Origin of the sequence: Labilithrix sp. (genome assembly GCA_019637155.1) — a bacterium.
Lineage (GTDB): Bacteria > Myxococcota_A > Polyangia > Polyangiales > Polyangiaceae > Labilithrix.
Window position 1 is genome coordinate 318,399 of the sequence record JAHBWE010000009.1, and the last position, 14,353, is coordinate 332,751.

Annotated in this window: 11 protein-coding genes; 8 read left to right on the forward strand and 3 right to left on the reverse strand. The window is 70.5% G+C overall.

All coding sequences use genetic code 11. The annotated features are described in order from the left end of the window. Positions 1-28 precede the first annotated feature (28 nt). From KF837_21115 to KF837_21135, 5 genes are all read left to right on the forward strand, one after another. Positions 29-1,492 carry a serine/threonine protein kinase gene (locus KF837_21115; protein ID MBX3229833.1) on the forward strand — a complete coding sequence of 488 codons (1,464 nt, stop codon included), beginning with the start codon at positions 29-31 and terminating at the stop codon, positions 1,490-1,492. Positions 1,493-1,527: 35 nt separating this feature from the next. After that, positions 1,528-2,517: a hypothetical protein gene (locus KF837_21120; protein MBX3229834.1), complete on the forward strand. Its 990-nt coding sequence runs from the start codon at positions 1,528-1,530 to the stop codon at positions 2,515-2,517. After that, positions 2,517-3,176 carry a hypothetical protein gene (locus KF837_21125; GenBank protein MBX3229835.1) on the forward strand — a complete coding sequence of 220 codons (660 nt, stop codon included), beginning with the start codon at positions 2,517-2,519 and terminating at the stop codon, positions 3,174-3,176. Before KF837_21120 ends, KF837_21125 begins: the two co-directional genes overlap by 1 nt. A 23-nt stretch (positions 3,177-3,199) precedes the next feature. Further along, entirely contained in the window at positions 3,200-3,856 is a 657-nt protein-coding gene (locus tag KF837_21130; protein MBX3229836.1) for a hypothetical protein, read from the forward strand. A gap of 81 nt (positions 3,857-3,937) precedes the next feature. Continuing rightward, the gene (locus KF837_21135; GenBank protein ID MBX3229837.1) at positions 3,938-4,663 is read left to right on the forward strand and encodes a Uma2 family endonuclease; all 726 of its coding nucleotides are present in this window, start codon (positions 3,938-3,940) and stop codon (positions 4,661-4,663) included. Here the strand turns inward: KF837_21135 and KF837_21140 are convergent. Together KF837_21140 and KF837_21145 are read right to left on the reverse strand one after the other, a co-directional pair. Then, positions 4,660-6,234 carry a fused MFS/spermidine synthase gene (locus KF837_21140; protein ID MBX3229838.1) on the reverse strand — a complete coding sequence of 525 codons (1,575 nt, stop codon included), beginning with the start codon at positions 6,232-6,234 and terminating at the stop codon, positions 4,660-4,662. The genes KF837_21135 and KF837_21140 overlap by 4 nt on opposite strands. Beyond that, positions 6,234-6,989, reverse strand: coding sequence for a fused MFS/spermidine synthase (locus tag KF837_21145; protein ID MBX3229839.1), 756 nt, complete (start codon positions 6,987-6,989; stop codon positions 6,234-6,236). The genes KF837_21140 and KF837_21145 overlap by 1 nt, the downstream gene beginning before the upstream one ends. Before the next feature lie 1,332 nt (positions 6,990-8,321). Here KF837_21145 and KF837_21150 point away from each other — a divergent pair. Further along, positions 8,322-9,269, forward strand: a complete 948-nt coding sequence (locus KF837_21150; protein MBX3229840.1) for a serine protease — start codon at positions 8,322-8,324, stop codon at positions 9,267-9,269. Between the two features lie 54 nt (positions 9,270-9,323). Here the strand turns inward: KF837_21150 and KF837_21155 are convergent, their stop codons facing one another. Further along, positions 9,324-10,253, reverse strand: a complete 930-nt coding sequence (locus KF837_21155; protein MBX3229841.1) for a helix-turn-helix transcriptional regulator — start codon at positions 10,251-10,253, stop codon at positions 9,324-9,326. 87 nt (positions 10,254-10,340) lie between these two features. Between KF837_21155 and KF837_21160 the strand changes: the two genes are divergently transcribed. Together KF837_21160 and KF837_21165 are read left to right on the forward strand one after the other, a co-directional pair. Continuing rightward, positions 10,341-12,785 (forward strand): U32 family peptidase, encoded by a 2,445-nt coding sequence (locus KF837_21160; protein ID MBX3229842.1) that lies wholly within the window; start codon positions 10,341-10,343, stop codon positions 12,783-12,785. A 192-nt stretch (positions 12,786-12,977) separates the two neighbouring features. After that, positions 12,978-14,243 carry a hypothetical protein gene (locus KF837_21165; GenBank protein MBX3229843.1) on the forward strand — a complete coding sequence of 422 codons (1,266 nt, stop codon included), beginning with the start codon at positions 12,978-12,980 and terminating at the stop codon, positions 14,241-14,243. Positions 14,244-14,353: the final 110 nt, after the last annotated feature.

The window sequence follows — 14,353 nt, forward strand, 5'->3', positions numbered from 1 at the left end:
TGCGTGGTTCTGTACTCTCGTCGTGCGCGTGAACGTCGACGTCGGTCAGGTCATTGCCGGAAAGTACGAGCTCGTTCGCCTCCTTGGAAAGGGGGCGATGGGCGAAGTCTGGCTCGCCACGCACAACTCGCTCGGCGGCGAGTTCGCGATCAAGCTCGTCGAGCCGGCCGACGACATGGAGGCGGAGACGGCGGCGGGCCGCTTCCAGCTCGAGGCGCAGATCGCGGCGAAGCTGTCGCGGAAGACGCGGCACATCGTCTCCGTCAGCGATCACGGCGAGGAGGACGGCCTCGCGTACCTCGTCATGGAGCTGCTCGAGGGCGAGTCGCTCGAGGCGAGGACGAAGCGCGCCGGCGCGCTCGCGCTCCCCGAGGTCGCGGCGATCGTGCTGCAGGTCGCGCGCGCGCTCTCGCTCGCGCACGAAGAGGACATCTTCCACCGCGACCTCAAGCCCGCCAACGTGTGGCTCGGCAAGGACGAGGACGGCCGCCTCCTCGTGAAGCTGCTCGACTTCGGCATCGCTCGCACGAAAAAGCCGTTTCGAACGCGTTCACCGTTTGCCACGAGCAAGGACATGGTGCTCGGCACGCCGAGCTACATGAGCCCGGAGCAGGCGCGCGGCCTCGACACGCTCGACTACCGTTGCGACCTCTGGGCGCTCGCGGTCGTCGCCTACGAGGCGCTCACGAAGAAGATCCCGTTCGAGGGCGAGACGGTCGAGGACATCTTCCTCTCGATCTGCACGTTCCGCGTCGTGCCGGTCCTCGCGCGTCGCGCCGATCTCCCTCCCGCGCTCGAGGCCTTCTTCGCGCGCGCCTTCGCGCCGAAGCTCGAGGATCGGTTCACGACCGCGCTCGAGCTCTCCGACGCGTTCGAGCGTCTCGTGCCGGCGGAGGAGCTCGAGCAGGCGCTCGGCATCGTCCTCACCCCGAGCGCGCGCCGGCTCGAGGTCGCGCGCCAGAGCGCGCCGAACCTCGCCGCCGCCCCGCCGAGCCAGCCGGAGCTCTCGCCGCCGCCGCCTTCGAGCGATCCGATGGCAGGGATGCGGAGCTCGTCGCCCGATCTCAACGTCGCGGTCGGCGGCCCCACCGTCATCACGCGGCGTCGCGGCGGCGGCGGTCTCTTCATCGCGATCACGGTGCTGATGAGCATCGTCGGCATCGGCGCCGTGATCCTCGTGGCGATGAGCCGGAGCGACAAGACGCCGACCACGAAGCAACCCGACCCGCCGACGAGCGCGATCGCGACGGTGACGACCGCCACGACGACGCTCGAGGACATCCCGCCGCCGGAGCCCGCGCCGTCGCCGTCGCCTCCGCCCGCGTCGTCACCGGCGGCGGTGAGGCCGGTGGTGGCGACGGGTGCGCCGAAGCCGCCGGCCCCCGCACCTCCGCCGGTGACGTCCCCGACACCCGCGCCGCACACGTCCCCGTCGCCGGCGAAGAGCGCGCCCGCGCCGGCCAAGTCCGTCGACAAAGCCAACGTCTTCTGAATGCCGAGCTATCCGGACCGATGTATGATCGGACGGTGACCTTCTCTTTCAAGCGGCTGCTGAGCAGCGCCGTCGGTCTCGTCTTCGTCCTTGCAGCTCCGGTCGCGTACGCCGATCCCCAGTCGGACGCGAAGGACCTCTTCCAGAAAGGCCGCGAGCACCGGGAGAACAACGACTGCGGGAGCGCGGCGCCGCTCTTCCGTAAGGCGTGGACGGTCTATCCCGCCGGTCTCGGCTCGCTCCGCAACCTCGCCGAGTGCGAGGAGACGCTCGGTCACTTCGCCTCCGCGCGGCGGGCGTGGCTCGATCTCAAGCGCGCGCTCATCACCGCGCCGCCGGATCAGAAGTACGAGGGTTGGGACAAGGACGCGGACGACGCCGCGGCGCGTCTCAAGCCGAAGGTCGCGTCGTTCGTCGTCGACGTGATCGTGAGCTCGCCCGAGGGCGAGGCGCCGGCGACGGAGAAGAGCGGCGTCGAGCTCAGCGTGAACGGCGAGCCGGTGGCGGGCACGCTCGTCGGCACCCCGCTCGAGCGCGATCCCGGCAACTACGTCATTCGCGCGGCGCACAAGGACGCGCAGCCGGTCGAGCAGACCGTCGCGCTCAGCGCCGGCGACAACCCACGCGTCACGCTCCGACTCACGATCGTGCCGCCCCCGCCACCCCCGGTCGTGGTCGAGGAGGATCACTCCACGCGCCGCACGGTCGGCTGGGTCGTCGCGGGCGTGGGCGCCGCGTCGCTCGTCGCGTCGGGCGTCACGTTCCTGCTCTATCAGAGCGACAAGAGCACGATCGCGGACAACTGCGAGAACAACGTATGCCCGCGGACGCCGGACAACGAGAGCGCCGCCGACCGCGGCCCGACGATGGGTGTCCTCACGAGCATCCTGTTCCCCGTCGGCCTCGTCGGCGTCGGCGCCGGCCTCGCCCTCGTGCTCACGAGCGGCTCGTCGAACAAGACCGCCGCCCCCACGATCCGCTTCACCCCCAGCCTCGGCGGCTTCCGCCTGGGAGGCACGTTCTGATGAAGCGCCGTCGTGTCTTCTTGTTCGCCGCGCTCTTCGCCGTGCCGCTCACGGTGGTCGCGGCCGCGTGCACGTTCCCGGACGTGAGCTTTAGTGCTGGTGGGAGCGAGGCGGGATCCGGTATCGACGCGGCCGATGGAGGGCCGACCGCGGACGCGGCGAACACCGACGCCGAGGAGGTGCCCATCGTCCTCCCCGACGGAAACGTCATCGGCGACGTGATCGAGCGCGACGACGCCTCCGCGATCGTCGACGCCGCCGGTTGCGACGGGAAGTGCGACTGCGACAACGACGGCTATCTCAGGATCGGCTGCGACGCGGCGACGGAGCTCGACGAGCCGGGCGCAGGATCGCTCGGCGGCGGTGACTGCGTGGACATCGATCCGCTCGTCCATCCGAACATCAACACGTTCGTTCTCACGGAGCCGACGCCGCCGAACGTCGGCGACTGGAACTGCGACAACAACGTGGAGCGCTCCATCAAAATTCACGGCAGCTGCTCCGGCTTGAACAACGGTCTTGTGCCGTGCAGCGGTGTTCCCGGTGAGAAGGTCCAGTCTGCGTGCGGGACGCGGACCGACTTCTACACGTGCGTGGGAACAGGGCCTGCGACGTGCGGGGTTGTCTTTCTGGAACAACGCGTGCAGACCTGCAAATGAAGCGAACGCGTCGTCGTCGTGTCGTGTTTGCGCTCGTCGCCTGCGCCGCCGTTGGCGCTTTTGCGGCGTGCTCGTTTCCGGAGGTCGTCTTCGACGACGGCGCCCCCGAGGCAGGACCGGACGGCCGGATCGACGACATCGATGCGGCGGCGACGGATGGGGGCGTCGACGCGACGGACGCCGTGTCGGACGCCGGCGACGGCGGGCGCGTGCGGCCCGACGATGTCGATCCCGAAGGCGGCACGCGCGATGCGGCCGTGCGCGATGATGCGAGCGTGCGTCTCGACGGCGGCCCCGACGGCAGCGGCTGCGCGGTGGCGTGCGACTGCGATGGCGATCTCAGCCTCAACCGGTCGTGCGAGCTGCCACCCGACGAACGCCCCGACTGCGACGACTTCGATCCGCTCGTGTATCCGGGCCAGGACTTCGTCGCGTCGCCGTGGGACCCGCAGAGCTCGCATCCGACTCCGAACGACTGGAACTGCGATGGCAAAGTCACCAAGCAGTTCGACTACGGGATCAAGTGCTCGCTCACCGACTGCACCGAGGGCTTCGCGATCGACGTCCCGTGCGGCGCTACGGGCACGTACAACATCTGCAAGCCGGCACTAAACGTCCTCGGCCTCGTCACGCTGTGCTCGGTGGGCAGCACGGAGCAGCGCATCCAAGGCTGCCGCTGATTAGCGCGCCGCGGCGGCCAGTAACCGCGCAGCCGCCGCGGGCGTGGGCCGATGCGGTGGGCCCGCGCTATGATCGAGCCGATGTCTCAATCCGGACAAGTCGCGACGCTCGTCTTTGCCGTCACACGTCCGGCCGTGGGGTGGGAGCTCTACGAGGGGACGATGCCAGAGACCGAGCTACATTCGCAGGCGATTACGCTGCTGGAGGCGCTCCTGAAGTACTGGGCGCGGCGTTGGGGGGCGCGCATCGTGACTCGGCTCCCGATCCGCTGGGTCGAGGAGGACGCGCGCATCGGGGTTGATCCCGACGTCGCCGTTCTCCTTCCGCCGCCGCCGGTGGAGGAGGGCGCGCTCGAGAGCGTCTTCACCTGGCTCCCGGGCCACGAGCCGCCGCTGCTCGCGATCGAGGTCGTGAGCAAGTCGAACGCGCACAAGGACTACTCGATCGCGCCGGCGAAGTACGCCGCGAGCGGGACGCAGGAGCTCTGGGTCTTCGACCCGCTGCTCTGCGGACCGAAGCAGGTCGACGGGCCGTATCGCCTCCAGATCTGGCGCCGCAACGGGAGCAGCTTCGAGCGCATCTACGCGGGGACCGGGCCCGCGCGTTCTCCCGCGCTCGACGCGTGGGTCGTCGCCACCGACGACGGCCGAAAGCTCCGCGTCACCAGCGACGCCGCCGCGACCGACTTCTGGCTCACGGAGGAAGAAGCCGCCGTCGCACAGAAGAACGCCGCGCTCGCGCAAAAGGACGCCGCGCTCGCGCGCGTCGCGGAGCTCGAGGCCGAGCTCGCCCGCCGCGGCGGTTAGTGCGTCGGATCCTGGAAGCGGAGGACCTTGCGCCACTCCGGGACCATGTTGTCGTCGGTGATGAGCTTGGCGCCTTCGGCGGTGGTGCGCTTCAGGATGTTGTCGCGTGACTCGAGGCCTTCGCGGTCGTAGGGGCCGTTCACGGTGTCGGGGTACGCGTAGGTGTCGGCGAAGAACTGCGCGTTGTCGGGATCGTTGACGTCGACGACGGGCTCGCCGTCGAGCTTCATCGTCTCGACGAGGTTCTTCCAACGCTGCTTGTCCCAGCTGAACGGGCTGTCGCTCACCGCGACGAAGTTCCAGACGCGGAGCGCGTGCGGGAAGACGGTGGCGGCGGTGAACTGCACGTCGTCCGACGACGTCGAGTTGAAGTAGAGGATGCCGCCGGGCGCGAGGCGCGAGCGCGCGAGCTCGAGGAACTCGACCGAGAGCAGGTTGGTGCTGTGCGCGCGCCAGTTCCAGGTCGTGTTCATGACCACCACGTCGAACCGACTCTCGGGGTGGCGGTTCAGCCAGCGGCGGCCGTCGTCGATGACGATCTCGACCTTCGGGTTCGTCAGGAGGCTCTTCACCTCGTCGTACTTGCCGATGAGCTGGAGGTAACCCGGGTTGATCTCGACGACGGTGAGCTTCTCGACGCCGGGGATCTGGGAGACGACCTGCGCCCACGCGCCGGTGGCGAGGCCGATCATGAGGACGTTCTTCGGAGCGGGGTGCATCGCGCCGACGCCGTACGCGCGGAAGATGCCGTTCGAGTCCCAGCGGAGCGAGGTGCTGACCTTGCCGTCGTACGCGCCGCCGCCGAAGACCATCTTCTCCTTCGTCACCGCGACGACGCCGCTCTTCGTCTCCACCACGTCGAGGAAGCGCGTGTCCTCCTCGAGGGTGGTCTTCCACTGGAGCCGCTCCCAGATGCGGTCGTACGCGACGGGCGTGAGCTTCACGAAGAGGACGCCCGCGACCAGGGTGGCGACGACGCCGCTCGATCGACCGCTGCCGCCGAGATCGGAGAGCAGCACCAGCGCCGCGACGAGGACCATGCCGAGGCAGGCGACGATCATGCTCGTGGTCTGGAGCGTGAACGCGTCGAAGAAGACGAAGCCGGTGATGAGCGAGCCGGCGGACGATCCGATGATGTTTGCAAGGTACACGTAGCTGAGGTTCACGCCGGCGCGATCGTCGGGCTTGATCCCGAAGTGCGCGACGAGCGGGAGGATCGCGCCGAGGAGGCCGGCGGCGACGATGACGGCCGCGAGCGCGGGCGGCCAGTCCCAGAGCTTGGAGACCCAGCCGAAGACGGGGACGACGAGCCACGCGACGACGTTCGCGAAGAAGGTGAACGCGGCGAGCGAGCGGAGGACCTTCGCGTTGCCGGCCTTGTCGTCGGTGCAGAAGCGTCCCGCGACGCGCGAGCCGATCGCGAGGCCGAGGAGGTACGCGGCGAGGAGGAGGCCGAACGCGCCGGGCAGACCCCAGCTCGCGTACGAGATGACGCGGTACCAGATGATCTCGTAGGAGAGCGCGATGAAGCCGGCCGCGCCGGCGACGACGAGAGCGACGACGAAGCCCATCAGACCGACTCCATTTCCGTTGCCGGCTCTTCCGCCGGCGCGGGCTGCGGGTCGGCGCCGTTCTCCTTCTCGTCTTGCTTCTCCTTCTCGTCCTGCTTCTCCTTCTCGTCGTCGAGCGGCGCCTTCGTCGCGGCGGCGAGCGTGGCCGCGATCTCGGCGGGGCGCTGCGCGCGACGGTGGGCGACGTAGGCGAGGAGGCTGACGGTGACGTTCAAGAGCGCGGCGACGCGCACGGAGCCGGACTGCCCGGCGCGCCCGAGGATGAAGAGCACGCTCGCGGCGGACGCGAACGCGGAGCCGAGGGTGTTCACGAAGTAGAGCGTGCCGACGCTCTTGCCGACGTTCTTGTTCTCGCGGACGAGGTGCGCGACGAGGAGCGGCAGGGTGGAGCCCATCAGCATCGTCGGGACGAGGACGAGGAGGAACGTGACGAAGAACGTCGGCAGCGCGCTCATGCCGAGCGTGACGTTGCCGACCGCGTGAAACACCTGCAGCGACGCGAGCCCGAAGAGGCCGATGCCGGCCTCGACGAGCGAGAAGTAGAGCAGCACGGGCCGCTTCGGGTCCTTCGACACGACGCCGCCGGCGAGCGATCCGACGCCGAGCCCGAGCATGAACGCGGTGACGATCATCGTCACGCTCTCGATGTTGATGCCGTAGATGGCATAGAGCGCCCGCTGCCAGACGATCTGGTAGAGCAGGGCGGCGAACCCCGACAGCAAGAAGACCACGTAAATCCAGAGACGCCGCGGCATGGTGGCCGGCACGCTACTACAGAATCCCGGCGGCCCCACCCCCGTTCGCCGCCACCCACAGGCTCGCGAGTTGCCACTGATTTCACTCGAACCCGCCGCGTCGGCTGCGTCGACGGACGGACACCGCTGGAGCAGCACGGTGCGCAGCGACGCGTGCGAGCGAGCGCATGCGGCTGCAGCGCGGTCGCGGTGGCTTTGTGGCCGCGTCCCGTCGCGAATGCATGCACGCGGCTGCAGCGCGGTGGAGGCCATGGCGGCGGCGGCACGTCGTGAGCGCATGCGCAGTGCAGCGCGGTTGTGTGTCGTGGGTGGCAGGCGGCCGCGACGCGTCGCGAACGCCTGCGATGGCGCGGTGGTGGTGGCCGCGACGCGTCGCGAGCGCAGTGCAGCGCGGTTGTATCGTGGTGACAGGCGGCCGCGACGCGTCGCGAGCGCAGTGCAGCGCGGTTGTGTCGTGGTGACAGGCGGCCGCGACGCGTCGCGAATGCCTGCGCATGCGCAGTGCAGCGCGGTCATGGTTGCCGTGACGTATGTATGCGCGCGGCTGCCGCGCGGTCGTGGTGGTCATGGTGACCGTGACGTGTCGCGAGTGTATGCGCGCGGCTGCCGCGCGGTCGTGGTGGTCATGGTGGCCGCGACGTGTCGCGAGTGGACGTGCGCGGCTGCCGCGAGGTCGCGGTGGCTATCGGCGGCAAGCGACGTGTCGCGAGCGCATGCGAGTGGCTGCATGCGCGGTTGCGGTGACTGTAGCGTAGGGAATCGGTGCGAACGTGTGCGCGGTGGTTGCCGCACAGTCGTGATGGCCATCGCAAGAGACGCGTCGCGAGCGCATGCGCGCGGCCGCAGCGTGGTCGCGGTGACTGTAGCGGTAGGAATTGGCGCGAACGTATGCGCTATCGGCGATGCGTCGTGACGCGTGCATGGGTCGATCGTCTGGGCCGTAGCGATCGGCTGAGGATGCACGTGTGGTGGCTGCAGCGTGGTCGTGGTGGCGACTCGGGCGGGAGCGTGCGGCCGTCGACCGTGCGCCGCCGAACGCGCTCGATGAAGCGTGCATTGCGCACGAAAGAGACGTGGGACCGCGAGGGACGATGTGCGTCGACGTGGGCGCGTCTCACGGGAGGCTCCGGATGTTCGGGGATCCAGGAGGGTTGAGAAATAGCTGCAATTGTTGGATGTTTTTGGTCAATGGGGCGGACGTCTCCTACCTCGCACTCCATGTGATGCGCATGTGATGCGGAGGGTGGTGAAGGTGGGACCGATCGTGCGGCTGGCAGAATTGAGACGCCTGGGTGCCGACCGATCCAGCGCTCGACTCCGTAGGGTTCGCGCATGTTCGCTCACGCCGCTCGCCTCGGGCTCGTCGCCGCCACCCTCACAGTCTTCGCCGCCACGCAGGTCGCCTGCGCCGCCGATACCGGTGAAGAGCCGGAGACGTCGATCGAGACCGCCGACGCGATCGTCGGCGGGACCGTCGCGGCGCAGGGCGCGTGGCCGGGAGCGGTTGCACTCTACAAGGGGTCGTTCGCCTGCGGCGGCACCCTCATCCACAAGGAGTGGGTGCTCACCGCCGCGCACTGCGTGTCGAGCACGACGACGGGCGGCATCACGCGCGTCGTCATCGGCAAGAACAAGCTCTCGGCGAGCGGCGGCGAGACGAAGACGGTCGATCGCGCGATCAAGCACGCGAGCTACTCCTCGAGCACGCTCGACAACGACATCGCGCTCCTCCACCTCTCGACGCCCGCGACGTCGCCCGTCGCGACCCTCGTGAGCAGCGCGCAGCTCGCCAAGATCGTCGGCGGCGCGACGACCACGGTCGTGGGCTGGGGCACCACGAGGGAGGGCGGCTCGGTGAGCGACTCGCTCCGTCAGGTCGACGTCCCGATCATCGAGAACGCGTCCTGCAAGTCGAACTCGGGCTACAGCCGCGTCAGCGCGAACATGATCTGCGCCGCGTTCACGACCGGCGGCAAGGACGCCTGCCAGGGCGACTCCGGCGGACCGCTCTTCCAGAAGATCGACGACAAGTACGTCCAGATCGGCGTCGTGAGCTGGGGCATCGGCTGCGCCCGCGCCCGCGCTCCGGGCGTCTACTCCCGCGTCGGCAACTACCTCTCCTGGATCAAGACGCAGACCGCCGGCGCCGTCGACGCCGACGCCGCCACGCTCTCGACCCCGCCCAGCTCCAGCACCTCGAGCGGCTCCGTCACCACGACCAGCGGCAACGACGCGACCCTCGACCCCGCCCCCAACGCCGACACCGACACCGACGAGTGATCGTGTTGGAGGTGCTCGCGTAACCACGACGAAGTAGCTCCAACTCACGAGCCCTCACGCCCCACCACGCCCTCGGCCTCGGTCCCCCCGGGGCCCCAGAAGCGGCCGCTTCAGCGGGCGCGAAGCGCCCCGAGCGCGCAGCGCGAGGGCCGTGTCTGGGGCGGGGGTGTCGGGGGCGGAGCCCCCGACGTTGAGTAAGACCAGAGCCCGCCAGGCTGACGGCGTGTCTCCCACGTACTGCCGGAAGAGCGTGCTCAGGTGCTGCGGCGACGAACAGCCGACGTCGATCGCGATCGTCGTGATCGGCAAATCCGTCTCGGCGAGCATGCGCTTCGCGGCGCGCACGCGCGCGAGGCGGACCTCCTCCGCGAACGACGTCGACGCCTCGGTGAGCCGTCGCTGCAACGTGCGCGTCGCCGTCGCGAGCGCGCGCGCGGCGTCGTCGATCGTCGTCTCCGCGAGGTGGTCGTCGAGCCAGGCGCGGAGCGCGCGCACGACGCCAGGCACCGCGCGCGCCTCCTCCTTCGCGCGCTCGATCGCGCTCGCGAACGAGCGGTCGAAGCCGAGGCCTTCGAGCGCGCCCGCGACGTCCGCGTAGAGCGAGGCCGCGAAGGTGGGGGGCACCGATTCCAGGAAGCCCGCCGCGATCGCCGCCGTCATCCCGCTGCCCTTCACGATCGCCGAGCGCGTGACGCGGTCCGCGAGCGTGCCTGCGTGCGCGAAGAAGTAGCGGGCGAGCTCGTCGAACGACGCCGGTAGCGCGGCGGTCAGGTCCTTCACGTCGACGAGGGCGGCGTGCGGCGCGCGGTCGAGCTCGACCTCGAGGAGACGGACGAGCGCGGCCATGTCGTCCGGCTCGGGCGATCCCCAGAGCGCGAAGCCGTAGAGATCGGGGCGCGCGCAGAAGTAGAGCCACGTGTCTCCCGCGAGGTAGCCGCCCTCGGGGCGGACGCGGAAGTCGGCCGGCTCCTTTCTTTCGAGCACGATCGCAGCGTAAGCGCTAAGAGACCCTCCGTGACAGGCCCGCGCACGAAGCCCGAGATCCTCGCGCCCGCCGGCGATCGCGCGGCGATGGAGGCGGCCGTGCGCGCGGGCGCGGACGCGGTCTACTTCGGGCTCCAAGGCTTCAACGCACGCGCGCGCGCGACGAACTTCGACGCGCAGGAGCTCACCGCCACGATCGCGTGGCTCCACGATCACGGCGTCCGCGGGTACGTCACCCTCAACACGCTCGTCTTCGACGAAGAGCTCGACGCGGTGGAGCAGGCGGTGCGCACGTGCGCCGCCGCCGGCGTCGACGCCGTCATCGTGCAGGACCTCGGCGTCGCGAAGCTCGCGCGCGCGATCGCGCCCGACCTCCCGATCCACGCCTCGACCCAGATGACGTGCACCGACGCGTCGTCGGCCCTCCTCGCGAAGGAGCTCGGCTGCTCCCGCGTGATCCTCGCGCGAGAGCTCTCGCTCGACGACATCGCGAAGATCCGCGCCGGCTCCGACGTCGAGGTCGAGGTGTTCGTCCACGGCGCGCTCTGCATCTCGTACTCCGGGCAATGCCTCACGAGCGAGGCGATCGGCGGACGAAGCGCGAACCGCGGCGCGTGCGCGCAAGCGTGCCGCCTCCCCTACGACCTCGTCGTCGACGGCGCGCCGGTCGACACCGGCGATCGCGCGTACCTCCTCTCGCCCGAGGACCTCGAGGCCTCCGCGGTGGTGCCGGACCTCGCGCGCCTCGGCGTCTCGTCGCTCAAGATCGAAGGTCGCCTCAAGGGACCCGAATACGTCGCCGCGACGACGCGCCTCTATCGGAAGGCGGTCGACGGGACCGGGCCGACGGAGGAGGAGCGGCGCGACGCGCTGCAGACGTTCACGCGCGGCTCGGGCCTCGGCTTCTTCCCCGGCGTCGATCACCAGCGCCTCGTCGAAGCTCGCTCCTGCGATCACCGCGGCCTCCTCGTCGGCGTCCTCACGAAGATCGAGCGCACGCGCGGCAAGACCTGGCTCGTCCTCGATCGCGCCGAGGACCTCGCGCTCGGCGACGGCGTCCTCGTCGAAGGCGGGCACGCGAGCGAGGGCGAGGTCGGCGGCCGCGTGTGGGCGCTCGAAGGCACGCGCGTCTGGCTCGGACCCAACGTCGCGATCGGCGAGCTGCCCGCCGGCCGCCGCGTCCACAAGACGAGCGCGCCCGCGGTGGAGAAGCGTATTCGCGCGCGGGACGCGGAGGAGCGGCGCACGCCGGTCGACCTCCGCATCGCCGGCGCGATCGGCGAGCCGTTCGTCCTCGAAGGCACCACCGCGCACGGCGCCTACGCGCGCGTGACCGGCGACGCGCCGGTGGAGGCCGCGCGCTCGGCGCCGATCGACGAAGCGACGCTGAAGGACAAGCTCGGACGCCTCGGCGACTCCGCCTACGCGCTCGCGAAGCTCGACGTCGATCTCCCCGCCGGCGCGATGCTCCCGCTCTCCGCGCTCAACCGCGCGCGCCGCGCGCTCGTCGCCGCGCTCGACGAAGCGAAGCCGGCGCCAACGACGCACGCGACGACCGCGGTGCGCGCGAGCGACCTCGTCGCCGCCGCCGCGCCGCCCGCGACGACCGCGGTGCGCGCGAGCGACCTCGTCGCCGCCGCCGCGCCGCCGCCGCCGTCGCCGCCGGCGGGTGGCCTCTTCGTGCTCTGCCGCACGCTCGCGCAGGCCGAGGCCGCGCTCGATGCGGGGGCGGCGGGGGTGTACCTCGACTTCCTCGAGCTCACCGGCACCGGCGACGCGTTTCGTGCGCTCAAGGCCCGCCCGGACGGCGCGTTCGTCGGCGTCGCGCCGCCGCGCATCCGCAAGCCGGGGGAAGAGAAGATCGATCGCTTCCTCGGATCGCTGCAGCCCGACGCGGTGCTCGTGCGCGGTCTCGGCGCGCTGCGCGAGCTCGCGCGCTCACCCTCATCCTCGCCCCCGAGCGGGATCGCGATCGGCGACTTCTCGCTCAACGTGACGAACCGCGTGACGGCGGCGGAGGTCCTCGGCCGCGGTCTCGCCGCGTTCACGCCGTCGTTCGATCTCGACGCCGCGCAGCTCGCGCTCCTCGCGAAGACGGCGTTCGGGCCGTGGATGGAGGTCGTCCTCCATCACCCGATCGCGCTGTTCCACATGGAGCACTGCGTGATCGCGGCGCTGCTCTCCGAGGGTCGCGATCACAAGACCTGCGGGCGGCCGTGCGAGCGGCATCGCGTCTCGCTCCGTGACCGCGCGGGGATGGAGCATCCGGTGGAGGCCGACGTCGGCTGCCGCAACACCGTCTTCCACGCGCGCCCGCAGAGCGCGGTGGAGCTCCTCCCCGAGCTCGCGCGCGCGGGCGTGCGCCGCTTCCGCATCGAGCTCGTGCGCGAGACGGCGGCCGACGTGGGACGCCTCGTCGGCGCCTACCTCCGTGCGCTCGAGGAGCCCGCGCGCGCCCCGTCGATCTGGAAGGAGCTCCGGACCGAAGGCGGCTACGGCGTCGTGAAAGGCTCCCTCCGGGTGCTCCCGTAGGCCGCGGGAGGCCGAGCTTCGGCGTTCGCTGCAGGTCGCGGGAGGCCGAGCTTCGGCGCCCGCCGTGGGCCGCGGGAGGCCGAGCTTCGGCGCTCGCCGTAGGCCGCGGGAGGCCGCGTTTTCGGCGTCGTCGTGGGCCGCGGGAGGCCGAGTTTTCGGCTCCGCGGGCCGGTTCGGCTATCCTGCGACCTCGTGCGAGCGCGCTCGATCCTTGCCCTCCTTACCTGCGTGCTCGGCGCCTGCGTGCCGACGCCGCCGGTGACGGTCGTGCACGTGAGCAAGTCGCAGCCCGCGTCGCCGGACGACAAGGCCGGCGACGGCCTCAAGATGCGCCGTCCCGGCAACGAGACGTACTCGAGCATCCACGGCGGCGCGTACGTCGTCCGAACGCGGACGGACTGGGAGAAGATGTGGTCCGGCAAGGACGACGTCCCGTCGATCCCGGAGGGGATCGATCTCCAGCGCGAGATGCTCCTCGTCGTCGCGACCGACGACGCGATCGTCTCGAAGCTCGAGATCAGCCGCGTCGCGGAGGCGAGCGGCAACGTCACGGTGTGGGTGAAGCAGACGATGCTCGGCGAGGGCTGCGTCCGGAACAAGTACGACGATCGCTCCGGCCTCGACGCGATCGTGACCGCGCGGATCGACAAACCGATCAAGTTCGTGGTGGAGGACGAGGACGCCCCGTCGTGCGGCGCGCCGCCGAAGGCCGACGTGTCCTGCCGCGTCGGCGCGGGGAAAACATGGACTCCGAAGGTTACGGCGAAGGCGGGAGAAATCGTCGAGTGCGAGCTCGCCTCGATCGCGACGGGCAAGTACACGCTCGTCGATCAGGTCCTCAGCCTCGGCGACGTGCCGCCCGCGTCGAAGGCGAAGCTCACGTTCTCGAAGGGTTCCGTGCGCGCGAAGCTCTCCCCCGACGTCTTCGGCACGTACGCGATCAAGGCGGAGGCGACGGACGAGGCGGGCCGCAAGGGCTTCGGCACCGCGACGATCGACGTGCTCCCGAAGAAGACGCGCGACGTGCAGATCCAGCTCGCGTGGTCCGACACCGAGTCGCTCGATCCCGCGACGCCGCTCCCGCGCGTGCTCCTCCGCGTCGCGACCGAAGGCGCGAAGGGGCAGCGTTGCTCGGCCGAGGTCCCGGTCCCCGGCCTCTGCGACGCGAAGACACGCGGCTCGTTCACGTACATGAAGATCCCCGGCGGCTGGCGGCGCAAGCTGCCGCTCTCGCTCCTCTACCTCGACGAGCGCGCGCAGTCCGGCGCCTCGCCGTGCGTCCACGTCTGGTTCAACGGCGAGCGCACCACGTCCGTCTGCGATCACGACCACCGCCACGCCGAAGACAAGTGGGAGCTCGGCTCCATCGACACCGGCACGGGCAAGATCGCCCCCCCCAAGCCGCCCAAACCCCCCAAGCCCGCCAAGCCCACCACCCCGCCCAAGCCCCCCCGCTGACCGCGCCCCCCCCGCTGACCGCGCCCCCCCGCTGACCGCGCCCGCCCGCTGACCGCGCCCCCCCGCGACCAGGAAAAGCGTCCCCGTACGCATCGGCGAGCAGCGGAGGA